The sequence below is a fragment of the Photobacterium aquimaris genome (assembly GCF_002954455.1).
Taxonomy (GTDB): Bacteria; Pseudomonadota; Gammaproteobacteria; order Enterobacterales; family Vibrionaceae; genus Photobacterium; species Photobacterium aquimaris.
Window position 1 is genome coordinate 1 of sequence record NZ_MSCC01000006.1, and the last position, 25,433, is coordinate 25,433.

The window sequence follows — 25,433 nt, forward strand, 5'->3', positions numbered from 1 at the left end:
CCGCGTATAATACGCAATCTCAATATAAAGTCAACAAGAAATTTTATTATTTAAAACGTCTTATTGACTCTTCTTTCGCTGCGATAGCTAAAGAAAAATTTCTTAGAAAGAATCATCTAATATTCATTGAATTAAAGATTGATCATTACTAACAAGTTAAATCTCAAAAGTTTGAACTATGTCGGTTGTTGAACCGTATTCCCTTTCGATGGAGCCGCATTATAGAGACTTTGATCACTCTGACAAGCCTTTTTAAAAAAAAAAGAATGTAATTGCCGATTATTTCATCTAATGTGAACAATGTGACTGTAATAAGCACATGCGAGTAAATTTAAGCTCAATTATTATGAATTACAGACCATAAAAATTGGCATCATTGTAAGCTTGATGTTAAAACACCAACTTAATGCATTCTTCTCTTTCCCTTTTGAGATGTACTTTAAATATGAAATCAAATAACCAAACCACAATAACCGTGATTGCTATCGCTATCATTGGCGCCTTAATCTTTAGTATATTCAGTAGTACTCCACCAGCCATCAGTTTTGCACTAGGTGCTATGCTAACAGGATTGGCGTTACACTTTATGCAAGAAAGTAAACATACCATCCTCGATGAATCAGATCCCTCTCAGAGCAGTAAAACACTTTATGTTGGCAACCTTCCTTATCGTGCAAATGAGAGTGACGTAAAAAATCTTTTCGCTGAGCATGGCGATGTTTTTGCCGTACGCTTAATGAAAGACAAGCGTACAGGCAAACGTAGAGGTTTTGGCTTTGTTGTTATGAGTAGTCAAGATGCAGAACATGCAATTGAGCAACTTAACAATCAAGAATATGGTCAGCGCACACTAAAAGTACGTGAGGCTAATGAGCCTAAAAATGTGGATAGTTTAGAGCTTGAATAGTATCTAACTGCATTGCATTTAAACTTTTATTCAGCGCCGCAGCATCATATGTTGCGGCGCTGCTGTATGTGACATTCTTTATTGTATTACCGGACGCTATAACGCCACTCGGCAGATCTAATAATAGTGCAACTCGCTTAGCAATTGCTTTACCAGAATCAACCACGTTAACAGGGTACTTAAAGGCCGCCTCAATTTCTTGCTTAATCAGTGGAAAGTGGGTGCAACCTAATACAATACTATCTATTGTCCCTTGCCAAGGTTTTAAAATTCGTCCCAACTCTTCTATATCAACTGATTTACCACGTAGCTTCTGCTCTGCCATTTCAACCAATCGCGTCGAACCTATCATCTTTACCTCACACCCATTAGAAAATTGTTGTACTAACTGATGGGTGTAAGCGCGATGAACCGTAGCTGGAGTGGCAAGCAGACCAATAGATTTAGTCTGGCTGACTAAAGCTGCAGGTTTTATTGCTGGCACTACGCCTACAACAGGAATGGTTAACTGCTGACGCAAAGAGGGTAGAACAATCGTGCTTGCGGTATTACAAGCAATAACGACTAAATCAGCTTGATACTGGTTAGCAAGTAGCGTCACAATATGATTAGTACGCTTAATTAAAGTGGCATCATCAAGCTCGCCATAAGGAAAAGCTGCATTATCAAAAGCATAGATGAACTGCACTTGCGGTAGTAAAGCATGGATCTCTTGATAAACAGATAAACCGCCCACTCCAGAATCAAAAATAACAACTTTTTTCACTACCACTGACCTTACTTACGATATCAAGCTATCATGATACTGCGATATCAACATTCGGCAAAGTGCCTGTCTCGATAACCATATAGCGTTGATAACAAAATCGCGTTTCTGTTTCGCAAGCTAACCATCTTATACGTAGTGGCTGCTTATAAAAAGGCGCATCAACGACCAAGGAATGAAACTCACCATTTTCACCACACGGATCAATTGCTGGCGGTAACTCATTTAATAATTGATGATCAAACCAACGCCCACAAAATTGACGATCTAATTGAGTACTATCAATGGTGACTAATTTAGTTTTAATTCCAGACTCAATAATTTCATTAGCTAATTGGGCGCTAGGCTGGCCTAATAAAGGGAAAAGACATTGCCATCCTGCGGGCTCAATATACTGCCGACGATAATCAGCAATACCATTATCAAATAAATCACCAAAAGCGATGCCATTAAACTGCAACCCACAATTTTTTAGCCCATAAATAATCGTCTGCTGATAAATATCATTGGCGGGAAAGACTTCAGGTAATGCAATCAGCACTAACGGTAAACCAATCAGCTGTGCTTGTTGTTTAACAACCGTGATAGGCGTCGCTTGAAAGGGAACATCGTTATTTACATGAGTTGTGAATAGTCCGACAACCTCATAGTCTGAATCGTTCAATAACCGCCATAAGGTTAACGCTGAATCTTTACCTGATGACCAACCGATTATTATTTTTGTTTTCATCTGCATCACCATCAAAAAGACCGCACAATGGCGGTCTTTGTCTATACATAATCAAATATTAAAACTGGTAATTAATACTGGTGTAGAACGTTCGACCAGGCATAGCATAACCAGCAGCTGTTTCGTAATCCTCATTTAAAAGATTAGCCACTCGGCCTTTTAGAGCTAATTTAGGCTGCAACCAATAAGTTAATGCCAGATCCCATGTATCATAAGCGGGTAATTCGACATCAAAATCTGGGCGCTTGCCGTGATACTGGTACGTTACAGCGGTATCAAGATTGCCATAACTCGCGCTACCGACCCATTTAAATGAGAACTTTTCACGACGTATTAGCTGCTTACCTTCGCTATCTCGAGGATCTTTAAAATCAAAATTTAGCTGGTGACTAATAATACCGGTATCAAAATCAGCTTCGACTTCAACACCTTTGATTTTGCTTTCGCCTGCAACATTTTCATAAGACGGTGTACCGCCGGTATAACTGATTAAATCGTCAATGCGCATTTGATATGCAGTTACCGCCAAACTACCAATGTCGTAATCAGCATGTAAGGAGACATCTATATTTTTTGAGGTTTCAGGATTTAAATTAGGGTTACCAGTTGACCAAGCACTTTTCACATACAATTGATAAAGGTTCGGTGCTTTAAATGCGGTGCCGTATGAACCACGTAATTGAATATTGTCATTCAAATACCAGCCACCAGCGATATTATAAGTTGAATGAGTGCCATATTGCTGATTATCATCTAGACGAACACTGGTTTCGATACTAACAGGCGAGTAATCCCATAAGCCAATCGCATAGTAACCAGTATTATCTCGTTCTTTATTGCCAGCAAAACCAGTTAAATCATTCCATTGCTCTTGACGCCAATCGATACCACCACTCACCGACAGTGTCGATAATAGTTGGTACTGATTATGCCATTGAATATTGCGCTGGTGATATTGATCTTTGCGATTCACGACATTAGTTTTATCAATAAGATCCAGGTTATCTTGCTTTTGATAATCAAAAATCAGTGATGATTTATAGCTATTTTGAGCATATTTTAAACCTGCAGAGTAATCATTAAATTCCGTTTCAGCTCTTACATACTGATGCCCAGAATAAATACTTGAACCATCATATTGATAATGATTTTTATACCACCGAGTTGCGACATAGCCTGAAACTTGATCACTAAATTGATGATGCAGTGCTAACGATGCATTACGGCTATCAAAACCATGTTTATCACCGTCATTCAATCCTGGTTGAGGATGAACATTATAGCCTTTATCATTTTCGTAACCTGCAGCTAACTGTAATACAGTTTTATCCCCAATATTATAGGCGCCAGAAGCATTAGCCTCTTGGTAGTTATGACTCCCAATACCTAAATCTAACTTCGTTTTTGATGGCGTATCTGTACCTGTCAGGGTGATGATATTTATCACACCGCCAATCGCTTCGGAACCATAGATCGCAGCTCGCGCACCGCGCGTAAATTCAATCCGCTCAACTTGAGTTAATGGAATTTGGTTAAAATCAACGTTGCCAGCAACTGAGCGAGCCATACGAATGCCATCAACCAAGACTAATACTTGATCAGAGTTTGCCCCGCGAACAAAAATACTTGAACTTTGGCCTCGGCCACCATTTTGAGTGATCTGTACCCCTGGTAATAAGCTCAATACTTCAGTTAATGTTTTCGCCTGCACGTTATCGATATCTTGACGAGTGACAACATTAAAAGGCGCTAGTACAGATGTTACTGGTTGCTCAAAGCGGTTAGCCGTTACTACCATCACATCATCAGATGTCGTGTCGGCGGCAAATGAAGCAAAAGAAGGGAGACACAACGACGCTACTGTCGCTGCTAAAAGGGATTTTTTCATTACAATTTCCTAAGTCGCGTTTATATCAAAGCAAGATTGCTTGTCTGCTGGTTGGTATTCGGACTTAAGAGCATGACCATTTGGTCGCCTAGGCAACAACTTCCCATTGTCACTATACTAAATCATGCACTGATTATTCGTAGGGAGCATCAACAGTGTTTGGATTACATCCATGTGCGTTCGTTCTCTATTACCGCTGCGCGTCAGTTACGGATTTACACCGTATTCCCTAGCCTTCCAAGGCTAACCAGCACAGCGCGAATGCTAGTGGTGTATTGCTTTTATGTCTAGTTTTGTTTGTTATTAGTGATAGATTTTTGGGGTCTCCGCAATTTTAATTTGTCCCAACACTGGACATCAGTGTGCAATACAATAAAATCTGCGGTCTTATTTTGAGCAGTCGAGGCACACACTATGACATCCACCGTCCTTAATACCGCTGACTACCAGCCACAGTTGGATGAAAAAGCAGCCCGTATTCAAGATCTACTTAGCGATTTTGAAACGCCTGAATTGGAGGTGTTTGCCTCTCCTGCAGAGCACTACCGTATGCGTGCAGAATTTCGTGTATGGCACGAAGGCGAAGAACTGTATTACATCATGTTCAATCAACACACGCGAGAAAAGTACCGTGTTGATCAGTTCCCTGCGGCAAGCCGTTTAATTAACGATTTAATGCCAATGTTGCTTGATGCAATTAAGCCAATAAAAACCCTGCGTCATAAACTGTTCCAAGTCGATTTCTTATCAACGTTAAGTGGTGAAATCCTAGTTTCAATGCTTTATCACCGCCAGTTAGATGACGAATGGACTCAAGCTGCGAAACAATTAAAGCAACGTTTGAATGACGAAGGGTTTAAGTTAAACCTAATTGGTCGTGCACGTAAGATGAAAATCGTCTTAGATCAAGACTTCGTCATTGAAGAACTAAAAGTTCATGATAAAACGCTAACTTACAAACAAGTTGAAAATAGCTTTACTCAGCCAAATGGTGAAGTTGCTCAGAAGATGTTGGAGTGGGCAGTTGATTGCACTCAAGATAGCGCCGGTGATTTACTGGAACTGTATTGTGGTAATGGTAATTTCTCACTCGCACTCGCACCAAACTTTGAACGAGTATTAGCGACTGAGCTAGCAAAGCCTTCGGTTGATTCAGCACAATACAATATTGCGGTAAACAACATTGAAAACGTGCAAATCATTCGTATGTCAGCGGAAGATTTTACAGATGCGATGGCGGGTAAACGTGAATTCCGTCGTCTAAAAGATCAGAACGTTGATTTGCAAAGTTATAATTGCAACACCATCTTTGTCGATCCACCACGATCAGGCATGGATGACGGCACCTGCCGTATGGTACAAGGTTACGATAATATTATGTATATCTCGTGTAACCCTGAAACCCTACGCGATAATTTGGCGATTCTAACTGAAACCCATAACATTACTCGATTCGCGTTATTTGACCAATTTCCTTATACCCATCATATGGAAGCTGGGGTTGTGCTTGAACGTAAATAAGCTTAACTAGCCACAATATAAACATAAAAAAGGCGCTTATAGCGCCTTTTTTGTTTTTATCATCGCAAGATACTTACGCTGCTTTTTTCTCTTTCTTATCCATGATACCCATTTTGTATGACACCCAAAATAGCAATGCTAGAGTAATCATTAATGGAATGAAATTTGACCCCATATCTGGGTATTCAGCACGAAGTAATGCCGCGTAGCCAAATACACCGACAAAGAAACATGCACTTGCAACAGCAGGAACACCTTCAGCCATCGGCTTACGCATATATTCTTGATATAAGCAGTATAATGCCATGGCAAACGCCAAGACAGGGAAAATAGAGAACGTTACATAGCTTGAAAACAATACAGCCAGAGTGCCGTAACCACATAAACCTGTTAGTCCAGATAAAATCAGTGTTTTACGCTCTGCTTTAAGTTGTTGCTTGTCCATATATACTTCACCAAAATAAAAATGAAATTATAGTTTCTGCCTGAGCTCTCGACGCTCACGCTCTTTTCGATACCAATAGGCACCTTTTGCAATCATTCTAAGTTGCATAATCAGTCTTTCTGCATGCTCAGCACGAGCATGGCTATCTAGATCAAGTGCTTCAGCACCGGAGCTAAAGACCAATGTCACAGACGCTTCAGCTTGAGTATATGCTTCTTCATGAGTTACCCCAGTTTTAGCCTCAAGATACTCAGCCAGTTCCGCCACAAAATGTTGTATCTCTCGCACAACAGCAGCTCGAAAAGCTGGCGATGTACCAGAACGCTCACGAAGCAATAAGCGGAATACGTTAGGACTACTTTCAATAAACTCCATAAAAGTCTCTACCGAGGTACGGATAACACTGCCTTCGGTAGCAATACGTTGTCGTGCCTGACGCATTAATTGACGAAGAATTAATCCACCTTCATCAACCATAGTTAACCCTAACTCATCCATATCTTTAAAGTGACGATAAAATGATGTTGGAGCAATACCAGCTTCACGCGCAACTTCACGTAGACTTAAATTAGAAAAACTTCGCTCGGCACTTAATTGGCTAAAAGCGGCATCAATTAATGAACGCCGAGTTTTTTCTTTTTGCTGAGCCCTAATCCCCATGAGTTATCTGCTTCTCTGTGATTTTATTACAATGATACTACTCTGCTTACACAGTAACATCCGCGTCATTGTAACGACGCTATACACTCACATAGTAAAGGTAGAGTGCGACTGACGCAAAGCCAGATTAGTATCATTTTGCATTTTACATCACAAACTGTGGTGCTTGTTTAATAACCGATCAGGATCTATAACGTTTGATTAATAATAAAAACTTCGTGACTCAGTTCGAGCTCTGACTATGTAACCATTCATCCCTATAAGCCAAACCGTTACCATAATAGCCATTCACATAAGAATAACCCAATCAAGGAATGAGGCTATGTCTAATAACCAACCCACACCAAATAATCATTTTGATGTCATCATTATTGGAAGTGGTCCTGGTGGTGAAGGGGCTGCGATGGGACTCACTAAAGCAGGGTTTAAAGTTGCGATTATTGAGCGTGAAAATAGCGTTGGTGGTGGCTGCACGCATTGGGGAACGATTCCATCAAAATCATTACGCCATGCTGTAAGCCGAATTATCGAATTCAATCAAAACCCACTCTATTGCAACGATACCTCAACCTTACACCGTACCTTTAGTCAGATCCTTCACCATGCAGCAGAAGTTGTCAGCAAACAAACCCGTATGCGGCAAGGGTTTTATGATCGCAATCACTGCCAAATAATTCATGGCGAAGCTCAATTTGTTGACTCTCATACAGTCAGCGTGACTTGCAATGATGGCAGCATTGATTATTTCAGTGCTGAGCGATTTATTATTGCGACTGGTTCACGCCCTTATCAACCAGCTGGTGTTGATTTCTCGCACTCTCGAGTTTATGACAGTGATTCAATTTTACAATTAGCCCATGACCCGCGTCATATTATTATTTATGGCGCAGGCGTTATTGGCTGTGAATATGCGTCTATTTTTAGAGGGCTTGGGGTTAAAGTTGATTTGATTAACACTCGACAACGATTATTGGAATTTCTTGATAACGAAATGTCCGACTCATTGTCTTATCACCTCACCAATACCGGTACCATGATCCGTAATGATGAAACTTTTGAGGCCATAGAAGGCACTGATGACGGGGTTATTATGCATTTACAATCAGGCAAGAAGATGCGCGCTGATTGTTTACTGTATGCCAACGGACGGACTGGTAATACCGATAAACTGGCATTAGAGCATGTTGGTTTAGAAGCTGACTCGCGCGGTCAACTACGAGTTAATAGTAACTATCAAACCACGGTAAAACATATCTATGCGGTTGGGGATGTGATTGGCTACCCTAGTCTTGCTAGTGCGGCTTATGATCAAGGTCGATTTGTGGCACAAGCTATCAGTACTGGTAAGGCGCAGGGACAATTAATCGCTAATATTCCCACTGGTATTTATACCCTGCCAGAGATCAGTTCTGTCGGTCAAACAGAGCAACAATTAACTGCGGCAAAAATTCCTTATGAAGTCGGTCGGTCGCAATTTAAACACTTAGCGCGCGCTCAAATTGCAGGAACTGAAGTTGGGAGTTTAAAAATTTTATTCCATCGTGAAACCAAACAGATCCTCGGTATTCATTGCTTTGGCGAACGTGCCGCTGAAATAATTCATATTGGCCAAGCGATCATGGAACAAAAAGGCGAAGGTAATACCATTGAGTATTTTGCTAACACTACCTTTAATTACCCGACAATGGCAGAAGCTTTTCGCGTCGCGGCATTAAATGGTCTTAATCGATTATTTTAACTATCAATAAATTACAATAATAACGGAGTCATTGAGGCTCCGTTAATAATTGTATTGTTTATTAGTGATGGTTTTATTCGGCAGTCATTAAGCGATCATCGGCAGTTAAAATCGATGTCCACGGTAACTGTTCATCACCTAATACGATAAAATTAGGATTTTCTAATGTCTGCCGTAAGTTATAAGACAACGGTGTAATATGGGTATTAAAGATTCGCCCACCAGCTTCTTCAACAATACATTGCGTTGCCGCCGTATCCCACTCACCCGTTGGTCCTAAACGTAAATAGCAATCAGCCCCCCCTTCAGCGACTAAACACGCTTTTAGAGAGGCAGAGCCCAGTTCAACTACGTCATAATGATATTGACTGTCAAATCGCGCCTTAGTGATATCAACATTCTGCCGACGACTAATCGCAATCGTCAGCGCACGTAATGGTGACTGGTGTTTATTAGTTGAGATCACACACGTTTCACCATCAGCAGTAATTTTATGTGCCCCTTGACCTTGCGCGGCATAATACGTCACGCCAGAGACGGGAGCATACACCACCCCCATTACAGGCTTATTATTCTCAATCAATGCGATGATAGTAGCAAAATCACCACTGCCAGCAATAAATTCTTGAGTGCCATCAAGTGGATCGATCAACCAATAACGTGACCATTGGCTACGTTCAGTCAGCGAAATATTAGCGTCTTCTTCAGATAACACCGGAATATCAGGTGTTAACAATGATAGTCGCTCAACCACTAACTGATTAGCAGCTAAGTCAGCACTGGTTACTGGGGTATTATCTGATTTAATATGTTGTTCAAACTGACCATTTTGATAAATATCTAATATCAATCGACCAGAGGCTTGAGCAATATCGATAACCTCAGGAATAAGATGGTTAAGTGTCATTGGCTATTCCTCACAAGCTAAATACTTTAGGGCTAAAAACAGCGCACTAATACTACGCGCTTCCGCAAAATCAACATGTGTCAGCAACTCTTCAGCTTGCGCTAACGGCCAGCGTACAACCTCTAGCGGCTCAGGCTCATCACCTTCTAAACGCTCTGGATATAAATCTTGGCCGACAAACAGTGTCATTCGGCTCGAAAAATAAGACGGTGCTAAAATCACTTCTTTTAATGGCTGTAATCGTTGCGCGCCAAAACCTATTTCTTCTTTTAATTCACGATTTGCCGCTTCAAGTGCCGTTTCACCAGCATCAATCAAACCTTTAGGAAAACCTAATTCATAACGCTCAGTGCCAGCAGAATACTCACGAATAAGTAATAAATCACCATCAGCAGTAACAGGGACAATCAATACTGCATGGCGTCCACTTGGCTGCATGCGCTCATAAGTGCGCTCGACACCATTAGAAAAACGTAATTCCAATGATTCAATTTTAAAAAGTCGTGATTGTGCTACAACTTCGGCAGCTAAGATTTGGGGTTTATCTTTGCCTATTGCCATGATTAGGTCCTGTTTAATGAATGCATTACCAGAATAAAAAAAGCTTACTCTAATTAAAAGCGAATAATCACCAGAAAGAAAGCGGCAGTCGAAATCGACTGCCGGTTATTAATGCTTTTGTGATTAAAATGTTAACTAACGCTACAATCGCCCTGAATAGTTAAGTTTATAGTGACCTTTGGTATTAGGGTCACCTAGCCATTTTAATTGTTTCGCAAGCCCAGCAGGAAATTGTGCTCCCGGTTTGAACCACCCGTGAAATTTATACTGGCGATTAGTTGCAAGGTTGGCTTGCCAATCACTGCTAACATCAGCAGAGGTTTGATTAATTTTGGCAACAACTGCGCCTTTAGCACAACTTAAATCGGCAAAAACAGGTCCTGGAGTTATAGTTCCCATTGGAGTTTCTGCTGATCCTTGTACCCAAGCTAAGGTTGCATCAAGTGTTTTACAATAAGGTGCAGCATAGTGGTAATTTCTAACGGTTAACTCTAAATTACCTTTTACCGTTAGCGGAACAGGCAATTGGGCTTGTGCTATTGCTTGATCGGCAGGCATTGATAACAATAATTTTTCCGCAAATGGACCATCACTGTCATAACCCACTACTCCTTGTCCTTGAAGGTGAAATTCACTGCCCTTACCAAAGCGAACATCAAATGCAAGTTCACCTTGTAGCAAGCGACTCATACGCATATCCCATTGCAAGTGACCAAAAGGTTTATTCTGCCAGCGAACATTACCTGCAGAGCCTTGCCATGGTGTCCCAGCAATACCCTCTAAGGATAATCCATTAATTTTAGGTGCATGCTGCCATAACCAACTTGCAGGAACATGAGCCACTAAACTGGCAATAAATACCACACCAAAACTGGCACCAACGGCTAACTTAAATTTCACGGTTATCCTCGTCCTAACTGCAAACGGTTAACTTCAACCATGCCGTTTTTATCAGTTTTTGAGAGATCAATAAACTGAGTATTGATGCCATAGCTCTGCTGTAAATACACTAACCAATTGACCAGAGTATCAAACGGTAATGGCTGCACCCACACTTGTAGATCATCATTACGGGGCTGCATGCGAATCAAATCAATTTTAAAGCGAGTCGTGGTTTCATTAATGACTTGGTTAAGTCCTTGATCACTGACATTGACTGTTCCACCAACACGTTTAAGTGCCGAAATCTGATTGGCTTTATGCTCAACCCATGTCAATAATTGACGCTGTTGATTAATCTTATTCTGAGCTGCTGCTGCACGTTGATTTAACGGCTGCCACACGCCCCAATACAACATTGCAATAGCTAATGCACTGCCTGCCCCAAGTAGCAAATACTGTTCCCGCTGACTGAGGGATTTCCACCATGCCTTAATCTCTGCCATTAGGCTTTTCTCCTCAGTACCACTGCACCACTGACTAAATTATCGGCTTTGGTTAACTGGCCTTGATCAACCTCAAATTGCACGCTCAATGCACTGCGTAACTGTTCAAAATCTTGGAACCCTGCCGCTGTCGCCTGTAACCGCAATTCGCCACGTGTTTGGTCATATTTAAGATTAACAATTTTAATCGAAGGCACTTTTATTAATGCCGGCTTTAATTCACTAAGCCACATTAACATGCCATTTTGTTCACCATGACCACCTAAACTTTTCAACGCTGCATTCATTTGATTTTTCAAATAACTCTGCGAAGGTATACGTTTAAACTGTGGTAAAACTTGACGAAAAATACGTTCACTTTCAGCTCGATACGCATTGGCTTGTTGCTCTAAACGCTGCGTAGTTAGTACTTGCTCTCCAATAAGTGCCACCAACACCACCGCAGCCGCGATCGCGACTTTACGCCACGGCTGTAAATGTTTACGCCATGCTGCTTGAGGTTTATAAGGCCCAGATAGCAAGGTTGCCTTTGATTCTGCAGCCCCGATAGCGAGTAACTGCATCACCAGTTCTGGCGTTTGAGGCTGCCAATGCCCAGGAATATTTACCGGTGCTGGTGTATAGTGATGAATTGTCACCTGAGCCAAACTCGCAGTAGCTGCAACAATCGATTCAACTTCTTCAGTTAAACGTGCGGCTTCAGTTTCAGGCGTAATATCATCACCTTCGTCATCGGCGCTATCATCAACCGTATCAACAATAATTGGTGCTTTTTGCGCGGTTACCCAGGCAGCCAACCAGCTACTATCAGCACAAACGCCCATTGCTTCTGATTGGCGAATTAACCACTGTCCATCGATTTCAGCAGCACTGTAACCATCATTAAATAAGGGTAAACATAAACAATCGGGAATCAGTTTTTTAAGCTCAATACCACAGTCTGCAAACGCAGCTAACCACATTGCGATTTTGTGATGCTCAATAATAGCCACCGTCGCAATATCATTATCACGTTTAAGTAATTGCACATGTAAGCTATCAACATCTTGGGCAAGCTCTTCTTCTAGCAGATACGGTAATACCGCCGTTAACTGACGGCTACTTCCAGCAGGAATCGCTACTTGGGTTAATAGCATCTCACTGGTTGGCACTAAGCCATAAACAGGGCGAGCTGCTGCATATTCAGTTAATTCACTTAACTGATTAATATCCGCCAATTGGCCAGATGCAATCACTTCATTTTGCAGTGGCGACCAGACCAACCATTGCACCGGCATTCCCGGCCGGCTACTTAGCCTTATCGTCAGAAATTCGCTCACGGATTCCTCCATATTGGCGACGAACTACCGTCACCTTGTTCTTATCATCACGTTTAAATAATGCCACGGTTCGCACTCGGGCACGGTCTACTTTTATTTCAGCGTCTAACGAAAAATAATGGCTGGTAACAGTTAGATATTGCTCCATTTCCGTTGCAGTTTTATCTGTTCCTGAATTAGGACTTGCTGTTGGTGGCTGCGGAATAAGTTTCATAAAGTCAGCAACACTATCCCAAACAGTATGATTTTTATCACGATCAGCAATGATTTTTTTAGCATCATCTAATGATAATGAGGGCGCAAATAATGCTGATAACAATACTGCTTGTTTTTCAGTAATGGTATTGACGTTAAGTAACATATCATCGGTTGGCAAAGCACAAATCAAACCTTTAACTTGTTGATAAATTTTGGCTGAAACACCATTAATCGCTCTAAACTCACTGCCATCTGCCAACCAATCATTAGCAGTAACATAAGGTGGCTGAAAGCTTTCATAGCTACTGTCTTCAGCGCCATAAGCCGATTGCACTGTGGTATTGCTATCCACAAATTCCCAACTTGAGTCGGCAATCACCTCAGCTTCATAATCATCGACACCCGACTCGGTGAGAATATTTTGTAAATAAGTCACTAAAAATGGCTTTTGGCTATTATCAGCCTTCGCTTTTATATTTCTAAAAGCATTTAAGTTAAAACAGGTTTGTTTATCAGTTAAATTACCGCTAATTACCGCGCCGCCATCTAATGGATAACTTTGCTCACCAACAGCCCAAGCTTGGGTTAAATTAACAGTATCACTGTCTTTAAGGCTTTGTTTGAGTGCTTGCTCTGCCAGCGCTTCAACCCCTAAGCTATACCAATAGCCTTGTTGATGTTCGACTTGGTTTTGTACTCGATGAAAATTAAGCTGCAACCGCTCGGTCATTTGAACTGCTAATAAGCTCATCAAAGCCACTAGCAATAAAACCACAATCAATGCTACTCCACGTTGCTTTCTCATGCGCTAGCCTTTGATTTATCAGTTCTCAGTGCCGAGGTCGGTAATAAGTAAATTCGCTCAATTTCACCGAGTTTTTTCAAGGTCATAATAACTTTGATCCCCATAGGCAAACTATCGGCTTTATCCCACTTTTTATGCCATTGCTTATCGTAATAAAACTCAAATTTTAAATCGCTAACACCCGTCAGTAAGACTCGCACTAACGGCTTGGCACCCACCACGGTATCAGGGTAACGAAACCAAATCCGCTCTAAATTATCATCAATAATACGGTAACCAACACGAGTAATGTCACCACGAGGGAACATGGATTGTGGATTTTGCCAACCATCTCGAACAAAGGTGATCCCTTCGCTACTTGAATCTAGAAGATACTCACCCGCTTGCAAGATTTTATCGGTTGGCTTTTCAGCATCGACTCTAAATTTTCGCGCTACAATCTGTCGAAAGTCATTATCCATCATGATCATTGTGCGCTGAATCGCCTGTAAACGCTGATTGTGATCTTTTGATTGCGCGTCGCTACGCATAACATTGGTAATAACTTGATTAGCAGATAAGCTCAACATAGCAAACACCGCAATCGCCACCAACACTTCCAGTAAGGTGAAACCTTGCTGCTGACGACGATTAATTTGTGACATAAGTCTTTACCGTAATAACTGAGTGTTTACGTTGTGTATCAGTTGCGACTGATACTTCTATTTGGCGCAACAATTGCTGTTGAGTTTTAGTACTGGTGACTGTCCAGTACCAGTCTCGATCAGCCAATGTCGATTTACCACGTTTAATCGAACTTGGATACTGACCGCTTAAATGCAATTGAGCTAATTCATTGTCAGCTACCATTGAAGCCAAAGTTTTTTGCTCTAGATAACCTAGATTATTTAAGTTTTGACTAATGGCACGCATCACGCTTAATGCCGCTACTGCAAAAATCGCTAAAGCAACCAACACCTCTAGCAGGGTAAATCCTTGCGAGCGCTTCACTGTGATTGCTCCTGTCGTGATAATTGTTCGGCGAATGTTTGCCCTGGCGCTAATAGCACTAAATTACCCACTTCATCCGCCACCACCTGCCAAAATTGATGCTGATTATTAATTTCAAAACTGACCGTAAACGGAGTGTAGTCACCACTCGCCATCACCACAATTTGTGGCGGTAACGGTTTATTGTCCTGATCAGACTTTTTAAATATGTCGTCATTTTTAAACATAGAGTCAGATTTAAAAAGTCGGTCCTTATCTTTCCATGCCCCACCAATTTCAACGGTAGCGGTAATACCCGCATCCAATTTTACATTGGTGAAAAACTTCGCTCCCTCTAATGGCTGCCAACCATCTTGGGTGAGGGTTAAAAAAGAATATTGATGGGGTTCAATACGAATACCGTAATCAACCCCATTTAACATTGCATCTTCACCCAACAGTTGGGCTAAATGATGAAAACGTACTGCCTGCTCTTTCACTTCATCACGCTTATTATTGGGTAACGTCGACACCACAGCAACGGCACTGGTAGCCAGTAGCACTAACACCAACATAATTTCAATTAAAGTAAAACCTGCATTACGTTTCATCATCATTTATTAGCTTTTTTTGTTGTAGTTCAACATGTTCCAGTTGCCGATATCAGTATTAATACCGTCACCGCCTTCTTGGCCATCAGCACCTAGAGTGAATATATCAACCGCACCATGTTCGCCCGGTGATACGTATTGGTAATCGTAGCCCCATGGGTCTTTAGGTAGACGTTTAATGTAGCCACCATCACGGTAATTGCGCGGCTCAGGCGAAGAAGAAGGTTTAGTTACCAATGCTTCTAACCCTTGATCAGTAGTTGGGAAGACGCTGTTATCGAGCTTGTACATTTCCAATGATTGCTCAAGCGAACTAATATCGGTTACTGCTTTTTGTTGATCCGCTTTTTCTTTGTTACCCAAAAGGTTTGGCACCACTAAACTTGCCAATACGCCAAGGATTACAATTACTACCATTACTTCTAACAGCGTAAAACCACGTTGCTTTTGTTGCATTTTTCACCCTCCAAAAGAAAAATCTACATTCCGACCATGTTGTTTAGTTCAATAATCGGCATCAAGGTTGCAATCACGATAAACATCACCACTCCTGCCATGGCGACAATCAATAATGGTTCAAATACTCCTAACGCCATATTGACCAAGGATTCAAAATCACGATCTTGGTTATCCGCTGCACGGGTTAGCATTTGTTCAAGTTCACCACTGCGTTCACCGCTGGCAATCATATGTAACATCATTGGCGGAAACAGTGCGGTTTTTTCCAATGAAATACGTAAACTTGCACCTTCACGCACTCTATCTGCAGCTTCAAGGATCTTTTTATTAACGTAGGTATTGGTCATTACGTCAGACGCGACTTTCATACCATCTAATAAGGGGATTGCACTTGAAGTACAAATCGACAATGTCCGTGCAAAACGAGAGGTGTTTAACCCGCGAGCAACTTTACCAATAACTGGTAGCCGTAAAATAGCCCGATCCCATTTGATGCGAAACGCAGGTTTTTTAAGGGCTGTTTTGATCAAGGTAATCATGCCAATAATCACGATTACCACCAGCAGCCCCCAGTGCTGAACAAAATTACTGGCGGCCAATAACACTTCAGTGATTGCTGGTAAACCTTGATTCATTTGCACAAATTGATCGACAATTTTAGGCACCACAGTCGCTAACAAAAACGCTACCACCGAGATCGCCACCAGCGTCAGCATTAATGGATAAATCATCGCTTGCTGCAACTTGCTGCGCATCTGTTGACGGTTTTCACTGTAATCAGCCAAACGGTTTAAGATGGTATCTAAATGACCTGACTTCTCACCTGCCGCCACCATGGCACGAAATAACTGATCAAACACATGTGGATATTCCGCCATACTGTCAGCTAAGGTATAACCTTCAACTACGCGCGAGCGTACTGCCAGTAAAATGTTTTTTAAACGCGGCTTTTCATTTTGCTCTGCTACCGCTTTAATACATTCTTCCAATGGCATTGAAGCCTGCACCAATGTTGCTAACTGACGGGTGATCAGCGCTAATTCATTGGTGCTGATCCCGCGTCGAAAGGTTAACTTACTCGGTGCTGCCGCCGTTTTTTTACCTTGACCCGAGGTTTGGTTAACTTCAATCGGCACCAGTCCTTGTTCACGCAACTGTTGCCTTACTTGACGTGAGGTATCACCTTCTAATACCCCTTTCTTTTGGCGACCTTTGGCATCTAATGCTTTATATTCAAACGCAGCCATTAGCTCTCCTTGGTCACGCGCATCACTTCTTCAAGTGTGGTAATCCCTTGACGTACTTTGGCAAGACCATCGTCACGAATGCTTGGTGTGGTTTGACGGACATATTTTTCAATCGCTTGCTCACCCGCTTCAGCATGAATCAGCTCTTGAACATGTTCATCAACCTGCAGCAATTCATGAATACCAGTACGACCGCGGTAACCTTTAAAATTACACTTGTCACAACCACACGGACGGTACAGGGTCAGGCTATCAGTCGCGGTTAACATAAACAGTTTTTTCTGTTCAGTATCAGCCTCATAAGGTTGGCGACACTCACTACATAAAGTTCGCACCAAGCGCTGAGCCAGAACACCTAATAATGATGACGACACCAAGAACGGTTCAATTCCCATATCACGTAAACGCGTGATAGCACCCACAGCCGTGTTAGTGTGCAACGTCGATAACACCATGTGACCGGTTAACGATGCTTGCACAGCAATGGCCGCGGTTTCTAAATCACGGATCTCACCAATCATCACCACATCAGGATCTTGACGTAAAATGGCACGTAAACCACGCGCAAAGGTCATATCAACCTTGCTGTTTACTTGGGTTTGACCAATACCGTCGATATCAAATTCAATCGGATCTTCAACCGTTAGAATATTGCGCTCAGCACTGTTTAACTCTTGTAAACCAGCATATAAAGTAGTTGATTTACCCGAACCTGTCGGACCGGTAACCAAAATGATGCCATGCGGACGATCAATTATTTTTCCAAACGCTTGATGGTTAGCGGCTGTCATACCTAAGCTGTGTAAATCGAGACGAGTAGCGTTTTTATCTAATAAACGCAATACCACTCGCTCACCGTGTGACGATGGCATGGTTGATACTCGCACATCGACCGCACGACCACCGATACGTAATGAAATACGACCATCTTGTGGAATACGCTTTTCAGCAATATCCAACTTCGCCATGACTTTAATCCGCGACACTAACAATGGCGCTAACTTACGGCTTGGTTGTAACACTTCTCGCAACATGCCATCAACACGGAATCGAATTGACAACACTTTTTCAAAGGTTTCAATATGAATATCTGAAGCACCTTCTTTGATAGCCTCAGCTAACATCGCGTTAATCAATTTAATGATTGGCGCATCATCTTCTGATTCAAGCAAATCTTCGGTTTCAGGTAATTCTTCTGCCAGAGAGAAAAAGTCATCGCTATCAGAACCTAAATCTTCCATCAACTGACGCGCTTCTGACGAATCACGTTGATACGCATCAGTGAGCTTTTGCTCAAATTGCGACTCGGATAACTCAACCGGATAAAAACCGTCACCAACGACACGACGCACTTCTGCCAGTACGATTGCAGATAGCTGACCGCAATAATATAACTGCCATCCTTGTTGATTGGCTTCAATCACCACATGATGGCGCTTAGCAAAAGAAAACGGCAATCGAAATAACACTGCGGTTTCTAATGCCAACGACTCATCTGCCATTAGTGCTTCTCCAACTGCGATACAAACGCGCGTACTTCAGCAGGTAGCGCCATATCATCACCATATTTTGGAATAACCGGCATTTCTGCATCCATTAAACGCATGCCTTTATCGGCTTGGTATAACTGTTGAGCACGAATGTAGTTATATTTACGTTGTGTCATGCCATCGGCACTCATGCCATCACGTAAGATGGTTGGACGAATGAAAATCATCAAATTAGTTTTTTCAGTTTGATTATTAGTCGAACGGAATAATGCCCCCAATACTGGAATATCACCTAAAATTGGCACTTTCTGCTCAGATTCAAGAGTCTTCTCTTGCATCAAACCACCCAACGCAATCATGTTGCCATCTTTAACCAGCACCGATGTGGTTAGCTCACGCTTATCAAATCGAATATCAACCGCACCATTAGCATCGGCAACTTGCGATACTACTTGCTCGATCTTCATCTGTACCGAGTCACCTTCGTTGATTTGCGGCGTCACTTTGAGCTGAATGCCGACATCTTTACGTTCAACGGTCGTAAACGGGTTATCGTTATTTGAACCAGTTTGTGAGCCGGTGGTGACTGGCACTTCTTGGCCGACAGAAAGGTTTGCTTCTTGATTATCCAGCACTGTCACATTCGGTGTTGATAACACATTAACGTTACGGTTCGCTTGTACTGCGGTAACAAGTGCAGTCCAGTCACCCAATGCAATCGCTGCAGCTGCGCCTTTGACACCACCTAAAAAAGTCGCCATTGGCGCTAAGTCACCACTTTCGGTGGTTTCGGTGGTGTAAGGTTTACCGTTAGAATCAGTACCATGTTGAACAGAGGTGGTGTCTTTTGCAGCTTCTTGGGCTGATAACAAACCACCAATTGGCGCACTGCTGTTACCAAACTGGATCACGCCGCCATCTTGAGATCCCCACTGAACGCCAAAATCGACTCCTTCACCTTCTTGTACTTCAACAATCATCGCTTCAATATGAACTTGTGCACGACGAATATCGAGTTGAGCAATGATCGACTCTAAACGCTTCATTACATCAGCAGGCGCAGAAATAATTAATGAGTTCGTCGGCGCATGGGCCGAAATCATCACATCATCCTTACTTGCGCTCTGACCTTGACCTGAATTGCCTTTGGTTGATGCTTGAACATTTTCAGACACCCCTTTTAGGACATCGACTAAATCTTCAGCTTTAGCATATTTGAGATAAAACACGCGGCTATTACCGCTGACAGCCATCTCTTTATCTAAGCGATGGATCAGTTTCTTTAATCGTTCACGTACTTTAGGATCGCCAGAAATCAACACTGAGTTAGTGCGTTCATCAGCAACTGCTTTAGGGATCAGAAAACTTGGGGTTGATTTTGCTTCAGCACTTTTATTGAGCGAATCGATAATACGCACCATTTCTGATGCTGAGGCATTATTAAGTGATACCACAGTAACGTCTTTGTTACCCGCGCGGTCAACACGCTCAATGATTTCAGCTAAGCGGTTTACCACCGCAGCACGACCCGTGATCATAATGATATTCGCCGGATCATAATGCACCACGTTACCCGCGCCCGCGTTATCATTTAGCTGACGTAATAACGGAGACAATTCACGAACAGAGACATTTTTAACCGCAATCACACGGGTAACAACCGCATCACCAGGAATATTTTTATCATTGGCACCCACCACTGGAATCGCGGCGGTTTTAGCATCTTTGTCACGAATAACCTTCATCACACCATCATCCATCGTCACCACAGCGTAACCATAGACATCAAGCACATTAAGGAAGAAACGGTAATACTGCTCTTCGTTCAATAAATCATAACTGCGCACATTGACTTGCCCACGCACAGCGGGATCGATAATGATTGTTTTATGTAAAGTGCGACCAACAATGTTGATGAACTCTTGAATGTCGGTGCCTTTAAAATTCGCACTTAATTCATCGGCCATTGCTTGAGTACAAAACAAGCCACTTGCTAACAATAGGGCACTTTTACCCATCCATTTTTTCACAAAAAACTCCTGCTTTAATCGCATATTCATTTCAAGCTAAGCACTAAAGTGTTATTGCAGCTCTATGTGGATATCATGTAACTGACCATTACGTTCAACCGTCAGTGTAAAATCAGTGGCTGAAGACAACTCACCCCAAAGTTTGGCCATAATTGCAGGATCGGTAAGGCTATTACCATTAATACTCACTGCAAGATCATTGGCTTTAAGACCTACCTGATCAAATAAAATTCTATTTTTACCTGGATTAACTCGATAACCTTCAATTTGGCCATCTTTTTTCACCTGAGATAAGCGGATATAACTAAATAAAGTTTGAGGCTCAGATAAAATTTCTTGTTTGATTTTAGCCAGTTCAGCAGCATTGCCATTACTTTGAGGGGGGTTAACTTTAGAAGAGTCAACTGTCGCTGATGGTTTAGTATACTTGATCCCTTCCAGCATCAAGGTTTCATCGCGACCATTATTACGAATGATGACCCGATCGTTATATACTGCAATCAAGGTCGCACGCGTATTATCAATCACTTCGTTAACACCGTAAGTGTTTTGCTTACCGTTATTAGTCACCACAGCCAAAGCTTTTGATGGCGTTGAACTTGCCACCACACCGACTAATGTTAATCGTAATTGAGTTTGCGGCGCATCTTGCTTAACCGGTTTTGCTACCACAGGAGTAGCGTTAGCCTGATAACGACCAAACAAATTCAAACTTAATATTTCATTAACAGGTAATTGCTGTTGAGAGGTATTAACACTCACTGTTAACGGCTGCCAACGCGCAACCACGGGGGCAGGCTCGACAATCGACCACACTAAACGGCCACCAACCCAAGCCAATATCACCACTAAAAGACCGGTTAAAAGGCGCGTGACTGATTGTAATGATAACGGACGTTTGGTTGCAGCTACAGCAAACCACTTTGAAACAGACATAGTAAAATCCATGGTTAAAATACCAACTACCATTAAACAAATAAATGCAGTGCAATCGCACTTTAAAATTGAACTGACAATAATCGCCTGTTAATTAACGAAATACTATTTAATAATTCCAACAAAACGCCATAGTATCTAAGAATTTAATGTTTTTTTGTAATAAATTCTTATTCAGTGATTGAAATCCTCGGCTAATATCACCATTTATACTAAATAGTCACTTTACTGCTGTTATTAGCAGAATGTGATAATTTATCGTTTTAACAAATATAGGCACAGTGATGGGTCAAAACACCCCAAACATTAAGCAAGTTCGGCTTGATAAATGGTTATGGGCTGCCCGCTTTTACAAAACCCGTTCAATTGCTCGTACCATGATTGACGGTGGTAAAGTGCAGTATAATGGCCAGCGTTCAAAACCAAGTAAAATTATTGAGCTTGGGGCCGTGGTAAAGTTACGTCAGGGTAACGATGAGAAAATCATCACTATTGAACAAATCTCAGATTGTCGTCGTGGTGCACCAGAAGCGCAGTTGCTATATCAAGAAACCGCTCAAAGTATTGCTACCCGTGAACAAACGGCCAAAATGCGCAAACTAAATGCTTATGACAATCCAAGCCCAGAAAAACGACCAGATAAAAAGCAACGTCGCGATATTATGCGATTCAAAAACATTAACTCATCTGAATAAATAACCAAGTGCCAACCTATTTAAATTATAATTTTAACTGTGAGTGCTTTATTGCAACGGTTTAGCCGCCGCGGTTGCAACGTTGACCATAAAGTAATTACTGTTCCTTTTATGCCTCACTAGGTTGGCTCTATAGCTGGAGAATACATACTCATGACAAACGATAGTTTAAACCGTTACCTTTTCGATGGCGCAGCCGTTCGTGGCGAATTGGTACAATTAAGCCAAACTTACCAACAAATTATTGCTGACAAAAATTACCCAGCACCAGTGGCAACATTGTTAGGTGAATTATTGGTCGCAACCAGCTTATTAACTGCCACCTTAAAATTTGAAGGCTCAATCACCGTACAAGTACAAGGCGATGGTCCTGTAAGCCTAGCGGTTATCAATGGCGATCATAATCAACAGTTACGCGGTGTAGCACGTTGGAAGGGTGATATTAAAGACGGCACTATTCATGACCTAATGGGTAAAGGTCATATGGTGATCACAATCACACCGACTAAAGGTGAGCGCTACCAAGGTATGGTTGGTCTTGATGGCGATAATTTGGTTGAGTGCCTTGAAAGCTACTTTAAAAATTCAGAGCAACTAAAAACTCGTATTTGGTTACGCACTGGTGTAATTGACGGCCAAGTAAAAGCTGCTGGTATGCTATTACAAATCATGCCTGATGGTACTGGTACTGAAGGCGACTTTGAACATTTAGAAGCGTTAACTGAAACCGTTAAAGATGAAGAGCTATTTACATTAGAAGCACAAGATGTGCTATATCGTCTTTACCACCAAGAGCAAGTTCAACTGTTTGATCCTCAAGCTGTCAGCTTTGAGTGTGGTTGCTCACGCGATCGCAGTGCTGCTGCCATTATGAGTGTACAACCACAAGAGATTGATCAAATCATTGCTGAAGATGGCAAAGTATCACTCCATTGTGATTACTGTGGTACTAGCTATGACTTCGACAGTATTGATATTGCCGCACTACGTGATAACAGTGCTAATTCTGCCGATAGTGATCAAGTTCACTAATTAGCACTTAGCAACTCACCACTGTTTTTTAGCCGACAAATGATGTCGGCTTTTTTTGGTTTTAATTCCCCTCAGCCAACATCGCCACAGCGTATATAAAATTATATTGTCATTTTATTTGTGTTTTTTTTGCAATCATCATGCACAAATATTGACCACAATCACAACAAATAAATTTTAACATTTAAGCAAAATAAAACCCCTCGCGGTTTCGATATTTTTACCTAAAATTAACATTGCGATGGTTGATTTTTTGATGACCGTCCCTGATTTAGCGATTTAGGGTTGTTAGCATGATTGACAGTTAAACAACATCTTACCCTAGGAGCACCAATGATCACTACTTGTGTTGATAATAAGGTTGCAAACAACATGGATTTATCCCAATACGGTATTACCAATGTTACAGATGTTATTCGTAACCCTTCTTACGAGGTTCTTTTCAACGAAGAGACAAAACCTGAGTTGGAAGGCTACGAGCGTGGGATTGTTACTGAATTAGGTGCGGTATCGGTTGATACTGGCATTTTTACTGGTCGCTCGCCGCAAGATAAATTTATTGTGCGTGATAACACCACTAAAGATACATTGTGGTGGTCAGATCAAGGTAAGAATGACAATAAAGCACTAACTCAAACAGTATGGTTAGATCTTAAAGAATTAGTGACTAACCAACTATCAAACAAACGCCTGTTTGTTATTGATGGTTATTGTGGTGCAAACCCTGATACTCGCCTTTGTATTCGAGTGATCACCGAAGTTGCATGGCAAGCGCACTTTGTAAAAAACATGTTTATTCGTCCAACGGATGCTGAACTTGAAAACTTCGAACCTGATTTTGTGATCATGAATGGTTCTAAGTGTACGAACCCTAAGTGGCAAGAACACGGTATGAACTCTGAAAACTTCACCGTTTTCAACCTCAGTGAAAAAATGCAATTGATTGGTGGTACTTGGTACGGCGGTGAGATGAAGAAAGGTATGTTCGCAATGATGAACTACTTCTTACCTCTACAAGGTATTGCATCAATGCATTGCTCTGCCAACATGGGTAATGAAGGCGATGTTGCAGTATTCTTTGGTCTTTCTGGCACAGGTAAAACAACCTTATCAACTGATCCTAAGCGCGCATTAATTGGTGATGATGAGCATGGTTGGGATGACAACGGCGTATTTAACTTTGAAGGTGGTTGCTACGCAAAAACTATCAACCTATCGAAAGAAGCTGAGCCTGATATCTATAATGCCATTCGTCGTGATGCATTATTAGAAAACGTTAGTGTTCGCAGTGATGGTTCAATTAATTTTGACGATAATTCAAAAACTGAAAATACCCGTGTTTCTTACCCTATTTACCATATCGAAAATATCGTTAAGCCAGTATCAAAAGGCGGTCATGCCAATAAAGTGATTTTCTTATCTGCTGATGCTTTTGGTGTATTGCCTCCGGTATCTAAATTGACACCAGAGCAAACAAAATATCATTTCCTTTCAGGTTTTACTGCTAAATTAGCTGGTACTGAACGTGGTATTACTGAACCAACACCAACGTTCTCTGCTTGTTTTGGTAATGCATTCTTAACCTTACATCCAACCCAATATGCTGAAGTATTAGTAAAGCGTATGGAAGATGCAGGTGCTGAAGCCTACTTAGTAAACACGGGGTGGAACGGCACTGGTAAACGTATTTCAATTCAAGACACGCGTGCAATCATTGATGCAATCCTTGATGGCTCAATTGATAATGCAAACACCAAGCAAATTCCAATTTTTAATCTAACTGTGCCAACATCATTACCGGGTGTTGATTCAACCATTCTTGATCCACGTGATACTTACACTGATCCTCTACAGTGGCAAAGCAAAGCTGAAGATTTAGCAAATCGCTTTATTGTTAACTTTGATAAGTACACTGACACTAAAGAAGGCCAACAGTTAGTTGCTGCAGGCCCACAACTCGGTTAATTTAATATCGTATTCAATTAACGACTAACGGCCTCTTATATAGAGGCTGTTTTTTTAACACTGATATTCCACAGCCAAGCTCTTACCAAAGCGCTTGCTAAAAAATAATTTTTCCCCCACCCTCAACAAGCCATTAAAATTGATATAGTGCCTTCAGCTTACGAGGAAA

25 protein-coding genes and 1 riboswitch are annotated in these 25,433 nt (G+C 41.6%); of the genes, 6 read left to right on the forward strand and 19 right to left on the reverse strand.

From position 1 onward, the window contains the following. Positions 1-445 precede the first annotated feature (445 nt). Complete coding sequence (locus tag BTN98_RS19420; RefSeq protein WP_060998573.1) at positions 446-907, forward strand: RNA recognition motif domain-containing protein; 462 nt, start codon at positions 446-448, stop codon at positions 905-907. On the opposite strand, the gene murI is transcribed toward BTN98_RS19420, so the two are convergent. From murI to btuB, 3 genes are read right to left on the reverse strand one after another with little or no spacing between them, the layout of a single operon-like run. Continuing rightward, positions 876-1,673, reverse strand: a complete 798-nt coding sequence (murI, locus tag BTN98_RS19425) for a glutamate racemase (RefSeq protein WP_082732170.1) — start codon at positions 1,671-1,673, stop codon at positions 876-878. The two genes, BTN98_RS19420 and murI, sit on opposite strands and share 32 nt — an antisense overlap. A 31-nt stretch (positions 1,674-1,704) precedes the next feature. Next, positions 1,705-2,403 carry a Dph6-related ATP pyrophosphatase gene (locus BTN98_RS19430; RefSeq protein ID WP_060998575.1) on the reverse strand — a complete coding sequence of 233 codons (699 nt, stop codon included), beginning with the start codon at positions 2,401-2,403 and terminating at the stop codon, positions 1,705-1,707. Positions 2,404-2,461: 58 nt separating this feature from the next. Further along, positions 2,462-4,291 (reverse strand): TonB-dependent vitamin B12 receptor, encoded by a 1,830-nt coding sequence (gene btuB / locus BTN98_RS19435; protein WP_060998576.1) that lies wholly within the window; start codon positions 4,289-4,291, stop codon positions 2,462-2,464. Positions 4,292-4,323: 32 nt separating this feature from the next. After that, a riboswitch (cobalamin riboswitch) is annotated at positions 4,324-4,558 on the reverse strand. Between the two features lie 147 nt (positions 4,559-4,705). Here btuB and trmA point away from each other — a divergent pair. Next, positions 4,706-5,812 (forward strand): tRNA (uridine(54)-C5)-methyltransferase TrmA, encoded by a 1,107-nt coding sequence (gene trmA / locus BTN98_RS19440; protein ID WP_060998577.1) that lies wholly within the window; start codon positions 4,706-4,708, stop codon positions 5,810-5,812. Positions 5,813-5,885: 73 nt separating this feature from the next. Here trmA and BTN98_RS19445 read toward each other — a convergent pair whose 3' ends face one another. Both BTN98_RS19445 and fabR read right to left on the reverse strand, forming a co-directional pair. After that, the gene (locus tag BTN98_RS19445) at positions 5,886-6,257 is read right to left on the reverse strand and encodes a YijD family membrane protein (protein ID WP_060998578.1); all 372 of its coding nucleotides are present in this window, start codon (positions 6,255-6,257) and stop codon (positions 5,886-5,888) included. A 27-nt stretch (positions 6,258-6,284) separates the two neighbouring features. Next, positions 6,285-6,917 (reverse strand): HTH-type transcriptional repressor FabR, encoded by a 633-nt coding sequence (fabR, locus tag BTN98_RS19450; protein WP_060998579.1) that lies wholly within the window; start codon positions 6,915-6,917, stop codon positions 6,285-6,287. Positions 6,918-7,239: 322 nt separating this feature from the next. Here fabR and sthA point away from each other — a divergent pair, with 322 nt between their 5' ends. Further along, complete coding sequence (gene sthA, locus BTN98_RS19455) at positions 7,240-8,655, forward strand: Si-specific NAD(P)(+) transhydrogenase (RefSeq protein ID WP_060998580.1); 1,416 nt, start codon at positions 7,240-7,242, stop codon at positions 8,653-8,655. A 73-nt stretch (positions 8,656-8,728) separates the two neighbouring features. Here sthA and cysQ read toward each other — a convergent pair whose 3' ends face one another. From cysQ to gspC, 14 genes are all read right to left on the reverse strand, one after another. Then, positions 8,729-9,562 carry a 3'(2'),5'-bisphosphate nucleotidase CysQ gene (gene cysQ, locus BTN98_RS19460; protein WP_060998581.1) on the reverse strand — a complete coding sequence of 278 codons (834 nt, stop codon included), beginning with the start codon at positions 9,560-9,562 and terminating at the stop codon, positions 8,729-8,731. A 3-nt stretch (positions 9,563-9,565) separates the two neighbouring features. Further along, complete coding sequence (gene nudE / locus BTN98_RS19465) at positions 9,566-10,123, reverse strand: ADP compounds hydrolase NudE (RefSeq protein WP_060998582.1); 558 nt, start codon at positions 10,121-10,123, stop codon at positions 9,566-9,568. 141 nt (positions 10,124-10,264) lie between these two features. Beyond that, positions 10,265-11,023 carry a type II secretion system protein N gene (locus BTN98_RS19470; protein ID WP_060998583.1) on the reverse strand — a complete coding sequence of 253 codons (759 nt, stop codon included), beginning with the start codon at positions 11,021-11,023 and terminating at the stop codon, positions 10,265-10,267. Positions 11,024-11,025: 2 nt separating this feature from the next. Then, on the reverse strand, positions 11,026-11,508 hold the full coding sequence (locus BTN98_RS19475; protein WP_060998584.1) for a type II secretion system protein M: 483 nt from the start codon (positions 11,506-11,508) through the stop codon (positions 11,026-11,028). Next, entirely contained in the window at positions 11,508-12,827 is a 1,320-nt protein-coding gene (gene gspL, locus BTN98_RS19480; protein WP_231730702.1) for a type II secretion system protein GspL, read from the reverse strand. The genes BTN98_RS19475 and gspL overlap by 1 nt, the downstream gene beginning before the upstream one ends. Further along, the gene (gene gspK, locus BTN98_RS19485; protein WP_060998586.1) at positions 12,796-13,830 is read right to left on the reverse strand and encodes a type II secretion system minor pseudopilin GspK; all 1,035 of its coding nucleotides are present in this window, start codon (positions 13,828-13,830) and stop codon (positions 12,796-12,798) included. Before gspK ends, gspL begins: the two co-directional genes overlap by 32 nt. Further along, complete coding sequence (gene gspJ, locus BTN98_RS19490; RefSeq protein WP_060998587.1) at positions 13,827-14,474, reverse strand: type II secretion system minor pseudopilin GspJ; 648 nt, start codon at positions 14,472-14,474, stop codon at positions 13,827-13,829. Before gspJ ends, gspK begins: the two co-directional genes overlap by 4 nt. Then, complete coding sequence (gspI, locus tag BTN98_RS19495) at positions 14,461-14,820, reverse strand: type II secretion system minor pseudopilin GspI (RefSeq protein WP_060998588.1); 360 nt, start codon at positions 14,818-14,820, stop codon at positions 14,461-14,463. Before gspI ends, gspJ begins: the two co-directional genes overlap by 14 nt. Further along, positions 14,817-15,413, reverse strand: a complete 597-nt coding sequence (gene gspH / locus BTN98_RS19500; RefSeq protein ID WP_060998646.1) for a type II secretion system minor pseudopilin GspH — start codon at positions 15,411-15,413, stop codon at positions 14,817-14,819. Before gspH ends, gspI begins: the two co-directional genes overlap by 4 nt. A 6-nt stretch (positions 15,414-15,419) precedes the next feature. Further along, positions 15,420-15,866, reverse strand: coding sequence for a type II secretion system major pseudopilin GspG (gspG, locus tag BTN98_RS19505; RefSeq protein WP_060998589.1), 447 nt, complete (start codon positions 15,864-15,866; stop codon positions 15,420-15,422). 23 nt (positions 15,867-15,889) lie between these two features. Next, a complete protein-coding gene (gspF, locus tag BTN98_RS19510; protein WP_060998590.1) occupies positions 15,890-17,116 on the reverse strand; it encodes a type II secretion system inner membrane protein GspF in 1,227 nt (408 codons plus the stop codon). Continuing rightward, on the reverse strand, positions 17,116-18,618 hold the full coding sequence (gene gspE / locus BTN98_RS19515) for a type II secretion system ATPase GspE (protein WP_060998591.1): 1,503 nt from the start codon (positions 18,616-18,618) through the stop codon (positions 17,116-17,118). The genes gspF and gspE overlap by 1 nt, the downstream gene beginning before the upstream one ends. Then, complete coding sequence (gene gspD, locus BTN98_RS19520; protein ID WP_060998592.1) at positions 18,618-20,636, reverse strand: type II secretion system secretin GspD; 2,019 nt, start codon at positions 20,634-20,636, stop codon at positions 18,618-18,620. The genes gspE and gspD overlap by 1 nt, the downstream gene beginning before the upstream one ends. A 51-nt stretch (positions 20,637-20,687) precedes the next feature. Beyond that, positions 20,688-21,572, reverse strand: coding sequence for a type II secretion system protein GspC (gspC, locus tag BTN98_RS19525; protein ID WP_060998593.1), 885 nt, complete (start codon positions 21,570-21,572; stop codon positions 20,688-20,690). 284 nt (positions 21,573-21,856) lie between these two features. Here gspC and hslR point away from each other — a divergent pair, with 284 nt between their 5' ends. From hslR to pckA, 3 genes are all read left to right on the forward strand, one after another. Continuing rightward, positions 21,857-22,267: a ribosome-associated heat shock protein Hsp15 gene (hslR, locus tag BTN98_RS19530; protein ID WP_060998594.1), complete on the forward strand. Its 411-nt coding sequence runs from the start codon at positions 21,857-21,859 to the stop codon at positions 22,265-22,267. A gap of 153 nt (positions 22,268-22,420) precedes the next feature. After that, a complete protein-coding gene (hslO, locus tag BTN98_RS19535; protein ID WP_060998595.1) occupies positions 22,421-23,299 on the forward strand; it encodes an Hsp33 family molecular chaperone HslO in 879 nt (292 codons plus the stop codon). 333 nt (positions 23,300-23,632) lie between these two features. After that, positions 23,633-25,264, forward strand: a complete 1,632-nt coding sequence (gene pckA, locus BTN98_RS19540) for a phosphoenolpyruvate carboxykinase (ATP) (protein ID WP_060998596.1) — start codon at positions 23,633-23,635, stop codon at positions 25,262-25,264. Positions 25,265-25,433: the final 169 nt, after the last annotated feature.

Bases quoted from the DNA above. Each gene is read 5' to 3' on its own strand.
- BTN98_RS19420 (WP_060998573.1), top strand. From the start codon at position 446: ATGAAATCAAATAACCAAACCACAATAACCGTGATTGCTATCGCTATC.
- BTN98_RS19430 (WP_060998575.1), bottom strand. From the start codon at position 2,403: ATGAAAACAAAAATAATAATCGGTTGGTCATCAGGTAAAGATTCAGCG.
- btuB (WP_060998576.1), bottom strand. From the start codon at position 4,291: ATGAAAAAATCCCTTTTAGCAGCGACAGTAGCGTCGTTGTGTCTCCCT.
- trmA (WP_060998577.1), top strand. From the start codon at position 4,706: ATGACATCCACCGTCCTTAATACCGCTGACTACCAGCCACAGTTGGAT.
- BTN98_RS19445 (WP_060998578.1), bottom strand. From the start codon at position 6,257: ATGGACAAGCAACAACTTAAAGCAGAGCGTAAAACACTGATTTTATCT.
- fabR (WP_060998579.1), bottom strand. From the start codon at position 6,917: ATGGGGATTAGGGCTCAGCAAAAAGAAAAAACTCGGCGTTCATTAATT.
- sthA (WP_060998580.1), top strand. From the start codon at position 7,240: ATGTCTAATAACCAACCCACACCAAATAATCATTTTGATGTCATCATT.
- cysQ (WP_060998581.1), bottom strand. From the start codon at position 9,562: ATGACACTTAACCATCTTATTCCTGAGGTTATCGATATTGCTCAAGCC.
- nudE (WP_060998582.1), bottom strand. From the start codon at position 10,123: ATGGCAATAGGCAAAGATAAACCCCAAATCTTAGCTGCCGAAGTTGTA.
- BTN98_RS19475 (WP_060998584.1), bottom strand. From the start codon at position 11,508: ATGGCAGAGATTAAGGCATGGTGGAAATCCCTCAGTCAGCGGGAACAG.
- gspK (WP_060998586.1), bottom strand. From the start codon at position 13,830: ATGAGAAAGCAACGTGGAGTAGCATTGATTGTGGTTTTATTGCTAGTG.
- gspJ (WP_060998587.1), bottom strand. From the start codon at position 14,474: ATGTCACAAATTAATCGTCGTCAGCAGCAAGGTTTCACCTTACTGGAA.
- gspH (WP_060998646.1), bottom strand. From the start codon at position 15,413: ATGATGAAACGTAATGCAGGTTTTACTTTAATTGAAATTATGTTGGTG.
- gspG (WP_060998589.1), bottom strand. From the start codon at position 15,866: ATGCAACAAAAGCAACGTGGTTTTACGCTGTTAGAAGTAATGGTAGTA.
- gspF (WP_060998590.1), bottom strand. From the start codon at position 17,116: ATGGCTGCGTTTGAATATAAAGCATTAGATGCCAAAGGTCGCCAAAAG.
- gspE (WP_060998591.1), bottom strand. From the start codon at position 18,618: ATGGCAGATGAGTCGTTGGCATTAGAAACCGCAGTGTTATTTCGATTG.
- gspC (WP_060998593.1), bottom strand. From the start codon at position 21,572: ATGTCTGTTTCAAAGTGGTTTGCTGTAGCTGCAACCAAACGTCCGTTA.
- hslR (WP_060998594.1), top strand. From the start codon at position 21,857: ATGGGTCAAAACACCCCAAACATTAAGCAAGTTCGGCTTGATAAATGG.
- hslO (WP_060998595.1), top strand. From the start codon at position 22,421: ATGACAAACGATAGTTTAAACCGTTACCTTTTCGATGGCGCAGCCGTT.
- pckA (WP_060998596.1), top strand. From the start codon at position 23,633: ATGATCACTACTTGTGTTGATAATAAGGTTGCAAACAACATGGATTTA.